The sequence below is a fragment of the Glutamicibacter sp. AGC84 genome, from assembly GCF_053543575.1.
Genome location: NZ_JBLVOC010000026.1, coordinates 1 through 13,931 on the forward strand (window position 1 = coordinate 1; position 13,931 = coordinate 13,931).

10 protein-coding genes and 1 pseudogene are annotated in these 13,931 nt (G+C 56.8%); 4 read left to right on the forward strand and 7 right to left on the reverse strand.

The window, feature by feature from the left end:
- Together ACNPN0_RS14615 and ACNPN0_RS14620 are read right to left on the reverse strand one after the other, a co-directional pair.
- Window positions 1-1,370, reverse strand: a 1,370-nt coding sequence (locus tag ACNPN0_RS14615) for a sigma-70 family RNA polymerase sigma factor (RefSeq protein ID WP_448938946.1), incomplete at its 3' end; no start/stop codon positions are given.
- 872 nt (window positions 1,371-2,242) lie between these two features.
- Window positions 2,243-2,524, reverse strand: coding sequence for a hypothetical protein (locus ACNPN0_RS14620; RefSeq protein ID WP_448938239.1), 282 nt, complete (start codon window positions 2,522-2,524; stop codon window positions 2,243-2,245).
- A gap of 968 nt (window positions 2,525-3,492) precedes the next feature.
- On the opposite strand from ACNPN0_RS14620, the gene ACNPN0_RS14625 reads away from it, so the two are divergent.
- The 4 genes from ACNPN0_RS14625 to ACNPN0_RS14640 all read left to right on the forward strand — a co-directional run bounded on the left by ACNPN0_RS14625 (window position 3,493) and on the right by ACNPN0_RS14640 (window position 8,786).
- A complete protein-coding gene (locus ACNPN0_RS14625; protein ID WP_448938238.1) occupies window positions 3,493-5,721 on the forward strand; it encodes a SpaA isopeptide-forming pilin-related protein in 2,229 nt (742 codons plus the stop codon).
- A 131-nt stretch (window positions 5,722-5,852) separates the two neighbouring features.
- Window positions 5,853-7,349 (forward strand): SpaH/EbpB family LPXTG-anchored major pilin, encoded by a 1,497-nt coding sequence (locus ACNPN0_RS14630; RefSeq protein WP_448938237.1) that lies wholly within the window; start codon window positions 5,853-5,855, stop codon window positions 7,347-7,349.
- Between the two features lie 96 nt (window positions 7,350-7,445).
- Window positions 7,446-8,396, forward strand: a complete 951-nt coding sequence (locus tag ACNPN0_RS14635) for a class C sortase (protein WP_448938236.1) — start codon at window positions 7,446-7,448, stop codon at window positions 8,394-8,396.
- Between the two features lie 162 nt (window positions 8,397-8,558).
- Complete coding sequence (locus tag ACNPN0_RS14640) at window positions 8,559-8,786, forward strand: hypothetical protein (protein WP_448938235.1); 228 nt, start codon at window positions 8,559-8,561, stop codon at window positions 8,784-8,786.
- A 463-nt stretch (window positions 8,787-9,249) separates the two neighbouring features.
- Here ACNPN0_RS14640 and ACNPN0_RS14645 read toward each other — a convergent pair whose 3' ends face one another.
- The 5 genes and pseudogenes from ACNPN0_RS14645 to allB all read right to left on the reverse strand — a co-directional run bounded on the left by ACNPN0_RS14645 (window position 9,250) and on the right by allB (window position 13,849).
- Window positions 9,250-9,588 carry a hypothetical protein gene (locus ACNPN0_RS14645; protein ID WP_448938234.1) on the reverse strand — a complete coding sequence of 113 codons (339 nt, stop codon included), beginning with the start codon at window positions 9,586-9,588 and terminating at the stop codon, window positions 9,250-9,252.
- Window positions 9,589-9,820: 232 nt separating this feature from the next.
- Window positions 9,821-10,210 (reverse strand): hypothetical protein, encoded by a 390-nt coding sequence (locus ACNPN0_RS14650; protein WP_448938233.1) that lies wholly within the window; start codon window positions 10,208-10,210, stop codon window positions 9,821-9,823.
- A gap of 181 nt (window positions 10,211-10,391) precedes the next feature.
- Window positions 10,392-11,443, reverse strand: a pseudogene (locus ACNPN0_RS14655) (IS3 family transposase).
- A gap of 456 nt (window positions 11,444-11,899) precedes the next feature.
- Window positions 11,900-12,217, reverse strand: coding sequence for a hypothetical protein (locus tag ACNPN0_RS14660; protein ID WP_448938232.1), 318 nt, complete (start codon window positions 12,215-12,217; stop codon window positions 11,900-11,902).
- Between the two features lie 249 nt (window positions 12,218-12,466).
- On the reverse strand, window positions 12,467-13,849 hold the full coding sequence (gene allB, locus ACNPN0_RS14665) for an allantoinase AllB (RefSeq protein ID WP_448938231.1): 1,383 nt from the start codon (window positions 13,847-13,849) through the stop codon (window positions 12,467-12,469).
- Window positions 13,850-13,931 lie beyond the last annotated feature (82 nt).

Sequence of the window (13,931 nt, forward strand, 5' to 3'; positions counted from 1 at the left end):
TGCTCAACCGTAGGCTCCACCGTCAGTTCCGGAGTCGGCTCAACCGTCGGTTCAGGAGTCGGTTCAACCGTCGGTTCAGGAGTCGGTTCCGGAGTCGAATCAAAAGTAGATTCAGAGATCTCTTCAGGCGACGGCATAGCCGCGGGCACATGTGTCAGCGGGACAAATAGATTACTGAATGGCGACTCCACTTGGTTTGTGATTGCTGGATCGTCCTTCGCATCAGGAACAATTTGCCCAATCATGTCTCGTAAGAACATGGCACGGCTCATTACGACGGGTGGCTGGGCCCCAGCTATCGGGGCTTCAACACCTTGCACCTGCGGCTGGGTCTGGTCCGCGCTGGACGGTGCGGCCCGTTCCCTTTCCTCCTGAACAATCAGTTTCGGTATCAGGCCGATAGCGGACGCGGTTACGGCGACGCTCACCAACCCAATGCCCAAAGTGACGGCCAGGCTGCTTCCTCCCGTTATGCTCAATCCGGCGCCCGATGCATCAGCGGATGCTGTACCAGCAGTAGCTCCCGCAGACACCGTTGCTGAGGCAGCTGAAAATCCCATTCCAGCAATACCTCCCGAGGCAGGAATCCCCAGCGCAGTTATCCCGCCAACAAACAGAGGAAGGACATAAGCGCGCAACGTGGCACCGATTTCGTTCAATTCCCCGAACACTACTGCGCAGTTCGGGCACGATTTCAAATGCTCTTTGACATCACGCTCGTTCCGGATCCCCAACGTACCTCGGATAAAGGCACGCAAATGCTCTCGAATGTCGGCGCAATTTGCAGGAACCCCAGACCGACCATTCATGTGCGCGGCCAAGTAGGCTTCACGCAATCCCTCGCGCGCCCGTACCGCCAATGCTGAAACCGCGTTGGGTGTCATTCCTAGAATTGGCGCGACGTCTCTCGGCGGCAGCTCCTCTACTTCGGTGAGCCATAGCACCGTCTTCCAGCGTTCGGTCAAGGCATTGAACGCAGCGATGGCAAAGTTGGATTCATGGCGTTCCATCGCTTCGTCCGCGTGTGCATCGCCTGGAAGGAATTCCTGGACATCCTCGACAGCAATTTGCTTCGTGGCCGACTTATTCCTGGAAAAAGCTTCACGGGATACCGCAGTCATTAAATAGGCGCGGAAGAACTCATCCGGTCCTGCCCCACGCTCGATGATGCGGAAGACCCGCAAGAAAGCTTCAGAGACAACATCCTCGGCGTCGGAAGGAGAGTTCGTATGCCTGAACGCTACATTCAGCGCCACTTGCTTGTGCCGTCGATACAGGTGCTCCTGGGCTTCGCGGCTTCCTGTCCTAACACCACGAATTAAATCTGCATCGCCGACTTCAGTAAAGCGTGCCCCAGAATCAATTGTCACTACGTCCCCATAACGTTTCGTGCGACAAGGCAGGTGCTCGCAGCCGCCCCCCAAAGATTCCCCAACCCCTGGGGCCGACTAACGGCAACCTGCGCCCCGTCGACGATGCCGCCCGAGTTTGGGCGCCACTTTCATCCTCTAGAACATATCAGGATTTTTCCAATATATCTGTGAAATGGACCTGAAAATCCCGAAAGGTGGGCGAGTTCCATCCCCCAAACTTGCAACTCGCCCACCCGTCAGCACCTTCCCCATAAGACAACTGGACGTCTCGAAACCTCATAATTCCTTGTTGCCCAGTTCAGCGCCTACACCACTTAGATACGCGGAAAAGGGAATCATGACGCAAGAATCCGTATTAATTTTGGAATTTTTTCTTCGAGCCGGAGTTCGTATAGATTCCACGGCTGGTCCGCATCCTGGCGAGTAGCAGGAAATTGGCTCGAAGCCCCCTCCAATGCGGACCCTACGCTGTCGTCCATCAACGAAGTGGGGTAGCGGAGACATGCAGCAACGAATGGCCCTCGGCATTTCGCAGTTCCTTGCTCACGGATCTGCTGTGCATGGAGCCTGCGCCTTCCCAACGCCCGATTTCCAAGGAATAATTTTCAGGTTCCTGCTTCATGTACCGCTACACCAATTCGTCTGTCGAAACGCGATTGGACGATGCGATGCCCCGAAAATTCCAGATGTTCAGGCGGTCAACAACGTTCAGAAGCTGCCCGTAATCTTGGCCGGGATCAGGACGTCCCCCTCGGATCTTCGTTGGCAGGTGATCGCACATCCATGGTGAGCACCGGACCGGCTTCGTCCAGAGTTCCAGCCACTTTCTTCATGATGGAGGTGACCGGGTTTGACCGCTATAGGTAGATTTAATCTGACATAGAATCGATCGTTCCGTCAGCCGACCTCGGCCAATCAGGGCACTCGCTGAACTTCGCGAAATTCTCCAAGTCGTCATCGCCGAACGCGCAACTGGGAAACATCAGCTCGGTGACGTTGATGCCATCGCGCACATAGCGCCGAACGACTTCACTAACCAGCTCGACAAGCCTGGTATCAAGCCCACCCTCTTTCCACACCGAAATGCTTGCCAGTTTTCGGAAGGATACCCCTCTCAGGAAGTAGAAATAGCTGCGAGAACGTCCATCCACCAGTTAATCCGACGTGGGTGGAGGCTATGCCAAATTGGACACCGGACAACTCATCGACGCCCTTGGTCGGGCCTAGGATAGCGGCCCCGAATGCGGCCATCGAAATGCATGAGAGCAAACTTTATTACGAAATGTTACTATGACCAAAGATGACTATTCATCAACTCCTTGGTAGGTTGATCCCGAATCATACATTCAGGTGTGGGGGCCTGGATTTATTACCTTGGGGATTTTTCGTTAAACGCTTAATGCGAGTTCTCTCTGGTTTTGTTTCCTTTTCCTAGTGACATTCTTCCCCACGCCTTTCATCAGTTGGGGAACGATAAATGCTGGGCAAGCACTACGAGAATCGTCGCACTCGCAAAAGTAACGGCAGAACCAAGTTGCCTAGCGGCCTGCCAGCGCCAAGAAACTCCCAAGGCCGGGATGTTCTTCAGCACCGAAGAGCTCGGAACTGGCTCATTTTCTGCGCAGCTTTCGTTGCAATCGGAAGCCTAAGTTTTCAGCACTCCGGGGCCGCATTTGCCACGCCATTGTCCAGCACCACTTCCGACACTGGCGAACTTTCAGTAGAGGCATCCCAGAGTCCAGTGTCCACTGCCGGCCCTGAAGTTTCCGAATCTGCGCAGCCATCGGGCTCCTCCTTGGAAGAGTCGTCCGGTATAACCGACGAATCGCTCCCCTCGGCTCTCCTGAACAATCCTTCGGAAACACCAGCGCCGTCCCCCTCCAGCTCGAAGTCGGTCGAGTCAACCACTGACCCTGAGCCAGAGCCAAGTTCTTCGGAACCAACAGCCAAAGAGTCGGGTGCTTCCGTAGTGGAGTCCAGAGCTCTTAGAGCTGCGGCAACCTATTCCCCAATCTGTGGTCCCGGATATGTCTACGGGCTGACCTCTGCTGGACAAATCCGTGCCGTCGCACCAGGTGGAGCTGTTTCAAACCTGGGCAGTGCTGTCAACCAGGCAAACATGCAGATGAACGGCCTAGGAATTGGTGCCGGCGGATCCACAGTATTCGCTTACCACCGCAGCACGGACACGCTAGGTGCCACGGTTTACCGTTTCGACGTCAACACAGGTTCCTGGTCTACCACCGGCGCTGCGGTAAACTCCAGCACACTGAATCGTTCGGCAGTATTCGTTGCAGGAGCAGTCGATCTGGGCACCGGTCGCTATTACATCGGCGGCTACACCCCTACCGGCAATAGCACACGGTCATTCCAGCTATGGGAATACAATCCTGCGACAAATGCGATCTCTTACAAAGGGCGGATCGCTACAGATACTGGATCCACCGCTGCGGCGAACGGCGACATGGGTTTCGATGCGAACGGAAACCTCTTCGTTGTCCGTGGCTCCGGAAGCACTGCGACCATATACTCTGTGACGGCAGCTAATCTGGCGTCTGCGAATGGCGGAATTATAACTTCGTCAGTCAGTAACACGGTTAATAACACCACGACCAACGTCAACGGTGTGGCCTTCGACGCCGACGGCAAGGGTTATCTGAGCTCGGGCGATATTGTGCAATCTTATGACATGCCTGGGTGGAGCAATCCGAAAACCGTCGTGAGCTCGAATTTCGGCGGAAGTACGGACCTCGCATCATGCGGATCACCGCCGACCATCACCATTGAGAAGTTTGTTGAAGGTGGACGTGTAGCATCAGGTGATCAATTCGGTTTGTCCCTACGCCAGGGAAGCGCTAGCGGCACTGTCATCGGCACGGCAACAACTACTGGCAACGCTAATGGGCAGCAGCCCGAGCGTGTTGGTCCCCTGCCGACTGTACGCAATGTCGAACTGCATTTCGCGGAAACCGCCGCAGGAACCACAACCCTAAGCAACTACGCCTCTAGCTACCGTTGTCTGGTCGATGGCGTTCAAACCGTTCAAGGCACAGGTACTGCAGGAAAAATCACGATTCCTTCCAGCGGCCAAGCAGTGGAATGCCGGTTCTACAATTCACCGCTCATCGCGCAAGTGAACGTCCACAAGCAAGTCACCGACTCAAAAGGTGAGAACCCTCAGCCAGGAAGGAACTGGACTGTAGGCGCTGCTGCGCAATCTGTAACCGGCTCCGTATCTTCTAGCCCATCAGCAACTACGCAGCAGACGAATGCGGAAGGATCGTCCTCATGGCGTTTCCAATTCGGTGCAAGCACCCACAAAGCTGACCTGAAAGTACGCGAAGTCATGCAGGACGGTTACAAATTCGCTAGCGGAAAATGCGACGTGACCAAGCTTGACGGAACCAAAACGACTATCGCTTTGACCGGTCCGGACAACAATCCTGCAGCTGGAATCGTTCCTGGGGACGTAGTTGACTGCACGTTCGTCAACAGCTTGAAACCGGCAAGCGTATCAATCGGAAAGCACCTTCAGGATTTCAAGGGACAGAACCCTAAACCAGCCAACAACTGGACCGTAGGCGCCACCCTGGCAGCCGGAAGCAGTTCTGGAACCAGCATCAGCACCCCGGCAACCGCGCTGACTGGTGCCGATGGCGAGGTCGCGACACCATGGGCTATTAATTTTCCGAACAATCCTACGGCCACTGCCAACGTGACTATCAGCGAGACCATGCAGACCGGGTACGACTTCGTCAGCGGTGTGTGCTCGGTGACTAGTGCCGGCGGAGCCAAAGCAGAAAAAAGCCTCTCTTCAGCGGCTTCAGTCCTGACAGGTCTTAAACCAGGTGACGTTGCTGAATGCACCTTCACCAATAAGCCCAAGAGCGGAGCAGTTCTCTGGGAAAAGATCGACGAGGCTGGCAAGGCCCTCTCCGGATCGCAGTGGACGCTCACCGGGCCATCGAATTTCAATGGCGGGCAGGGGCTAGCAATCCAGGACTGCACCGCGCAGGAAGCTTCTTCGTGCACCGGTGCAGACCGTGATCCGCGGGCAGGCGGCTTCAAGATACCTGAATTGCCGTGGGGAGAATACCAGTTGGAAGAAACCAAAGCACCAGCTGGCTATTACCCACTCGAAAACCCACTCGTGTTTGAAGTATCTGCCGATACCCTGACTCTCGACCTCGGCCCAATTGAGAACACCCGGCGCGAGGGCCCGGCAATACCACTGACTGGCGGGCTAGGCAGTGATTTCTACAGCATGCTCGGTGGCGGGATCCTGGCCGCGGGTCTTGTTGGTGCAGGGCTTATCCGTCTGCGCAAACGCCGTCAGGGGGTTTCATAACATCAATACCTCCTTGTAAAACCCGCATCATGCGCACACTAATCCCTCATCTCGAATCCACTCGAAGAACAATTCATCAGTCCACCCGAACCCGATGCGCGGTGAGGGAACGAAAGGAAAACTGAAAAACAATGACCGTTAAGAATCCGCTCCTAAGGCGCGCAACCGCCGCCATTGGAGCCATCTCGATCGCAGCTAGCGGGCTGCTGCTTCTTGGTTCACCTGCCTTTGCAGCTGTGGGCCCCGACCAGCCGGGCGCTCCGTCTAGCGGCACCCTGACGGTGAACAAGTATTCGGGTTCACCCGTTGGTACTGGGGAAACTCCTGACCCCGAAAACTTGCTTGATGGGGTTGAATTCACCGTGCAGCAGGTCGGTAAGCTCAACGCAGGGAATTCATGTGATCCAATCGATCTGTCTGCGGCTACCGACTGGAACGGCTTGAACGGATTGTTCAACTCAGCACCAACTGCTCCTTCCGCGCCGTACTGCTTGATTTCAGGTACCGATGTTGCCCAGTCGACAGTGGATGGCTCTACTGTTTTCAACTTGGACTTAGGTGTCTACTTCGTTCGCGAAACTGACCCAGGCCAAAACAACATCGTCTCCAAGGTCCCGGACTTCTATGTTTCGATCCCTACCTCTGAAGGTGCCGAAGGCAGCGGCTGGAACTACAACGTAGTAGCCGACCCGAAGAACCAGATCCTGGATGAACCAACCAAGACCATCGATCCTGCACAGTCCGAACTGACCGTAGGCAGCGATGTGACCTGGACGCTGAACGTTCCAGTACCTACCCTTAACAATGGCGAGAAGTTCACTGAAGCCGTCGTTCGCGACGCCCTCGATTCCCGCCTGCGCTACGTAGCTGACTCGACAGTTGCCACGGTCGGCGGTACGCCACTTGTTCAAGGAACCCACTACAACGTCACTGGAAACGCCGTGTGGACCTTCACCGCAGCTGGCCGCGCAGTGCTCGATGCGAATATGGGCGAAAGCATCGCTCTTAGCTTCGACACCACCGTGATTTCTGTCGGCAACGGGGCTATCCCGAACGACGATTACAAGAGCACCTTCAACGGCACCACGGTTCCAGGCGAACAAGTTCCTTACACCTATTGGGGACAACTCTCGATTCTGAAGACCGATGATTCCAAGCCCAACGCGCTAAAGCTGGCAGGCGCTGAGTTCCAGGTCTTCAACCTCACCGGTGAGACCTGCCCGGCAGAAGCTCCAGCTAATGGCACCGTGGCCACCGGCACCTCCGATGCCAACGGTCTTGTGCAGTGGAGCCACACCACCCCAGCCAGCAGCCCTCTGGGCCTTTGGATCACCAACGTTGACAACGGTCCAGCGGCGCCTGCCCCATCCAAGGACTACTGCGTTTATGAAACTGTGGTTCCAGCTGGCCACACCGCAACGCCAATCGACAATCCTGTCACCATCACCCCGGGTGAGAACAATGTCAATTCGATGACCGTGGTGAACGCCAAGACTGAAGGTCCAGATCTTCCGATGACCGGTGCTCAGGGCACGATCCTGCTGACCGTAGGCGGACTGGTAATCGTTGCGGCAGGCGGAGGACTCCTCCTCGCAGCCCGTCGCCGTAACAACAAGCAGGATGCCTAAGCTCCAGCTGGCCTGAACGTATAAAGGCCCAGAATTTGGCGGCGGTGCATTCATGTGCCGCCGCCAAATCTATTTCACCACCTATGAGGAAAACTAGTGAGTACATCGAGACTTAGGCGTCACGCACCGCACAGCGGGCGCCATCGGAGTTGGAAGCTGCCCTGGCTGGAGAGCCTCGCGGCCATCCTGATCCTCGCAGGAGTCATGACTTTCATGTATCCTCGCACGGCGTCATGGTTCTCGCAGCGCGAGCAGTCCCGCGTGACTGAGATGGCGCTCAACGAGATGCGAGAAGCTCCGACCAATGACGCAGCATATCGGGCAGAACAGATTAGCCGCGCCCATGAGTACAATGACGCCTTAGCTAGTGGCGCGGTATACCGGGCCAACGAGAACATCGCCAGCAGTGACATCAACGTCGCTGAAGAAAAGTTGGACTACGATTCAATGCTGGTCACCACCGGCAACGGGTTCATGGGGCGCCTTCGATATGAATCTCTCGACATTGACCTTCCTATTTACCACGGCACAAGTGACGAAACACTGCAACGCGGCATTGGTCATCTGGAGGGAACTTCGCTGCCGGTCGGTGGAAATGAAACCCGTTCTGTATTGACAGCGCACCGCGGACTACCGGAATCTACGCTATTCACCCATCTGGATCGGGCACAGATCGGAGACCGCCTAACTGTTTCGGTGCTCGATCAGACTTTAACCTACGAAGTTGTAAAAACGGTGGTCATTGACCCAGACGAAACCGAAGCTATACTCCCTGTCGCCAATACCGACATGCTGACACTTGTTACCTGCACTCCTCTCGGGCTGAACAGCCACAGGATTCTCGTCAATGCAGTGCGAGTAACACCGACTCCACCAGCAGATGAACTCGCCGCAGCAGAAAAATCCGAACTACCTGGCTTTCCGTGGTGGGCCGTAGTCCTGAGCGCTGTGCTTCTAGCGGCAGTTGCATTCGTCTGGCGCGCTGGCTACGCGCAGGCCAACAGACATACCCGCGCCTCGAAGCGCATGGCTGAAGAAAACACATGAGTACCATTTGCTGTTTACGGCTTCCAACAGCATGCAGAGTTAGAAGTATTCCGATAACAGCCAAACCTCTCACGAGAGATACGTCTTCGGTATCTCGGCTGAGCGCCCATCCAATCAAATACGCCGCGGATAGTTCTCCGACACGACAATCAAGCAGGAATCATGGATTCTGACAAACAGTTCGTTCCATACTCGCTCACTATCCGGATGGAAGATGATGATTCCAGCTACGCCTTGTATGAAGCGCTGAAAAGATACAGAGATGGTTTGTTATCGGGCCCATCGGAATCACCGGAAATCCTTAGTTCCGTCACTCATTTGATCCAGGTGGTCGAAGAAGCATGGGAAGAATCGCCGAATGGTGATGCCACACTGGTATTGGGAGACTGAATGCCAGCAAATGGTCAGCTTGGGAATCTACGGCCTGTAATGCTGAAGAAGAACACTTCTTGGGTGTGTGGCTGCATAACCAGCATCAGTCCCTTGATGAGAAGACCCCCGCTGTCAATGCACGCGGGGTCTTCTCATCGGCAAGGAAAGCAACCCGCAAGTTTTTGGGGAAAACCAGCGGGCCCACTGGGAATCGTTATTCTTGGGGTAAAAAACGATTCGCCGCCCAGTGGTTGGATCTTAAAATCTAGCAAACGAAACTAGCCTAGCTGTAAATCCGTATCTCCGGTTTGCCGACATGCTGGACCGCACGATAAGCGGAGGATTCCGTACCATTTTTGCTGCCAGCGGTGCATCTCGTAACGCATAGAACCTCGAGAATGCGGGCCCGCAGGATCTTTCTGTAGTTCTCATGTCGCTTTGGCTTTTCCAAGAGGCAGATCGGCAGCGCCGTCCAGGCTGCTTATTTGCTCAATGAAACGTAGTCGCGAACCTTGTACGGTGCGGTGTCGGTGAAAGTGGAGAAGAACGTCTGATTCCCTCCCCAGCCCAGGATACTCCGTTCTTGGTAACCCATTGCCAGGTGGCGGTGACCGCAACGGTCTGGCTCGTGGCGCTCTGCCATCAGCTTCACCGAGGGCTTGCTGGTCGCCTTCTTTTCTGCGGCTGTCAACCATTCAACACCGGTCGCGGGCCGTTCCGAGCCGATGACCTCTTTGTCCCGTTCGCTGGTCATGAGCTTGCGGGCGCGCAGTTCAGCTGCGGTGCGGTTGAAGTCCTTGTTCGGTTTACAGGTGGTCATGAACATTGCTGCTTTGCTTGGCCAATTCGATTTTGGCGGGATCATCCACAGCATCCCCGTGCTTGGGGCCGCTGCTTAGGGAGGGGCTACTGGCAGTTGGTGTCCGCATAGCCGTCATGGACGGGAAACTGATAGGTTCGGCGTCTGTTCCCGCACTGGTGCATCCGGCCAGCTCTGTAACGCGTGCCGCCACCAGGGCGAGGCTCATGAGTTTGGGGGGGTCTTTGGATGTTCACTTTTTGCTGTCGAAGGATCGATACCGGGTCATAGGTATTGCCGTTGTTGATTGCTGGGCGGTCGAAACCTGAGGTTTTCGGGTTGTTGGTCTGGAGGTGGACGTGGATGCCGCTGGAATTGCCGGTAGCACCCGGTTTGCCCAGCGGTTTTCCCTTCTCACCACATTCCCGGTTTTGACCAGCAGGGAGTGACCTTGAGCTTCGTGGAACTCGAATTCCGAATACAATGCTTCGGTCAACTGGGCGACGATGTAGTTGCCATTGGAGTCGTGGAGCTTGTCGATCTTGCCGACTCTGGCATACGTGATTTTCATCTCCGTGGGATCGTGGAAGTAGGGGTCTGATCCTGCCAGGTAAACGCCTTCCTGCATCATCAGGAAAGGCATGCTACAGCAGCTGACCAGCGGGCACGCACGCGGCCCGAATGGAGAGGTCATCCTCGAATTGGGCATGAGGTGTGCCCATTCATCCGCTTCCAGGTCACCAAAGTTGAAACCACCAGGGGCTTCGCAGGTTGAGGAATAGCCCTGCTGCGGGGTCTGCCGAGGGTTTGGTTGACCCGAAGGTTTATTCTGCCAGAGCGACAGACTCGAACATTGTAGCCTCGAAATTGATCGCGGTCATTTTCCCCAAAACCTCGTCGCCTGCTCTTGCGGTTATACCTCCCCCAGGCACCCAACAATGGCCAGACGAAGTTCCTGGCGGGAGGACCACCAGCGATGGTCCAACACGTTCTTCTGCAGCATGCTGAAGAACGACTCCGTAGCCGCATTGTCACCAGCTGCCCCAACCCTGCCCATCGAACCAACCAGCCCCTGACACTCGAGAGCCTGGGTGAATTTCCTGGATCGGAATTGGCTGCCACGGTCGCTGTGAACTGTGACCCCACACGGATGGCCTCGGTGCGCCACTGCCATTTCCACGGCGTTGACAGCCAGTTGGGTGTTAATCCGCGAATCCATTGAATAGCCAACGATTCGGTTGATGAAGACGTCTTTGATCGCGCATAGGTATAGTTTTTCCTCACTCGTGTGGTGCTCGGTGATATAGGTCAACTACAACTGGTTGGGTCGCTCGGCGGTGAAGTTCAGCTGCACTAAGGTCATCATGCACCACAGGGCCTGCCGGAACGTACTTGCGATTGTGTTGACTGATTACTAAGCGGATTGCAGCCTCACGACACAGCCTCCACACCCGCCGCTCAGAGACGGGCTTCTTCAGCCACTTGTAATACGCCTGGGTGCTGAATCCCAAGACCCGGCGCGTCACCGCCACAGAAATGCGTTTACTGCCTGTTCTGGCGACTAATTCTTGGACGAACGGGCCCAATATATTGGGCAACGGATGTGCGGCTGGGATAAGTAGGCTGCATCCTTGCGCGGCACTTCGTTCTCCAATTCGAGCTCCCGGATCCGTTTGAGAGCCTGGATCATTTCTTTGCATTCGTCAGCATCGGAGGATGGGGCGAATCCGTGGGATTGGTAGCGGGCATCGCGAACCCAAGTTTGCAGTGCTGTCGTTGAGACTCACAGATCCGCAGCGACTTGCTTCTGCGACATCCCTGATTCGACAAGAGCGGCTGCGGCCTTCTTGAATTCTTCGGTGAAGATTCTTGGCATGGCTTTTGTTCCTTCGTTTGCGCATAACCAAAGCTTAGTCATGCGGTCGAAGTGTCAACCAAGCCCTCAGCACACCGCATGCCCGGGTGCAAGCACCACTGCGGCATGGAGCTGCGGGTCTTGGGCTAGCTGCAGGGAAATCTTCTCGACTTCTTCCAGCACCTCGAAGGGCCGCTCCGAGAAATCATGGACGACACCCCTCCGGTCCCCATCCAGGATTTCGCGAACCAGGTCCGTCCGGTTTCGGGCGCTGCGCGCACCAGCAAGAGACGTGATTCGGGATCTGCCCAGCGCAGGAAGCGAGGCAAGGCCGGGTGCACCCGGGTTGCTTCAACCACCGCTATACCTCCAGCCCGTTATCGCGTGGGCCAAGCCAAGTGCGGCCCTGCATGGGCTTGAGACTACCAATCTCGTCTTTGACTAACTATCCCGTTGCGTCCGGCCGAATCCCTGTCTTCATCTGCTGTCCTCTAAACCGCGCTTCAAGGCCCCGGTCCGGCGCAGGTCCCCGAGCGCCGAAAGCACTTCAATCCGCGGTGCTGGAAGTTTCCGGGTACCGCTTGCTGGACTCGGAGCCTCCTCACGCTCGGCCGGACGCTGATCAGCTGGAGTGCCGTTGGCATGACGGCGCCAATGGGCATAGGTCTTGAGCCCGAAGGCAAGGAGCACAGCCATGAGGATTGCGCCGAAGACCAGCGACGCCTGGACCACTTCGCCCAACGCCAGATCGTCGACTTCTTTGCTCATTATCGAAGCAGCAGTAATCGCGTTCATACCCATTTCCTGTGTTCAGAGTGACGGCTGCTCTATCCCCATAGTGCTGACAGTCTATGAGCTGGGCAGCCCAATCCTTTAACGCCACATCCAATCGATACCTGTTTGTTATGCGCCAGGGAAATAGCCTGCGTACCACCGGTGAATACGCTGCGAATCTGTGGTGGCCAAAGCACGCCGGGGCTATTATTGCCCACGGCGCAGCAGAGCCCCCGTCCTGCGGACAGGGGCTTTGCGAGGTACCGGTTCCTAGCTCTCGCGGCGGATCAGCTGCCCCGTTGGCTTCTGGAAGTCCACGTCAGCCCCGGCAATGATGGACCGGCGGACCACGCCGCTCAGCGTCTTGCCCTGGTACGGGGAGATCGGGTTCTTGTGGTGCAGCTTCTGAACGTCCACCTCGAAGGTGTCCTCCGGAGCGAAGACCGCGAAGTCGGCATCCTTGCCTTCCTCGATGCTGCCCTTGGCGCTCAGGCCGGCAAGCTTCGAGGGATTCACGCCCATCCACTGCACAACCTGTTCCAGCTTCAGTCCGCGCTTCTTCGCCTCGCTCCAGATCAGGGGCAGGCCCAGCTGCAGCGAAGCCACTCCGCCCCAGGCCACGCCGAAGTCGCCGTTCTCCACATCCTTCAGATCGATGGTCGATGGGGAATGATCCGAAACGATGCAGTCGATGACGCCTTCCTCCAGGCCCCGCCACAGCAGCTCGCGGTTGTCGTTCTCGCGGATCGGCGGGCAGCATTTGAAGGCGGTGGCGCCGTCGGGGATTTCCTCGGCCAGCAAGGTCAGGTAGTGCGGGCAGGTTTCCACGGTGAGCAGCACGCCCTCGGCCTTCGCTTCGCGGATCATCTGGAGCGCATCCGAGCTGGACAGGTGCAGCACGTGGGCGCGCACTCCGGTGGTGCGGGCGCGTTCGATCACCTGCGCGATGGCGGTGTTCTCGGCATCGCGCGGGCGCGAGTCCAGGAAGCCGGCGTACTTGCCGCCCACCGGCTGAGGGGAGTTGCCGATGATATCGGAGTCCTCGGCGTGCACGATCATCAGCGAGTCGAAGGAGGCCAATTCGGCCATGTCCTCTTCCATCTCGCCAACACTCAGGGACGGGAACTCGTCAACTCCAGAATGCAGCAGGAAGCATTTGAACCCGAAGACTCCGGCTTCGTGCAGCTCGCGCAGATCCTTCTTGTTGCCCGGGATGGCACCGCCCCAGAAGCCGACGTTGACATAGGCGTTCTTGGAAGCGGCCGCGCGCTTGATTTCCAGCGCTTCGAGGTTCACCGTGGGCGGGATGGAGTTCAGCGGCATGTCCACGATGGTGGTCACCCCGCCGGCAGCGGCGGCCTTGGTCGCCGACTCGAACCCTTCCCATTCGGTGCGTCCTGGCTCGTTCACGTGCACATGGGTATCAACGAGTCCGGGCAGCAGGACCTCGTCGGAGGCCACCTCGATGACGCGCTCTGCGGCCAGTCCGGCACCCAATTCCTGCACGGCGACGATCTTTCCGTCGCGCACGCCGATTTCGCGCGGGCCAATGCCCTGCGCGGTCAGCACTTGCTGGCCGCGCAGCACCAGGTCATAGGTGGTTCCGGTGGCGGTGGGGGACGATGTGCGGCCAACAGCTTCGTTGATGCTCATGAGGTGTTCCTACTCGTTAATTGCTAGGTGTTCTTGGGGCTCGGCAGCTCTATGCCAAGTCTAGGTTGTTGTGGCGCGGGGC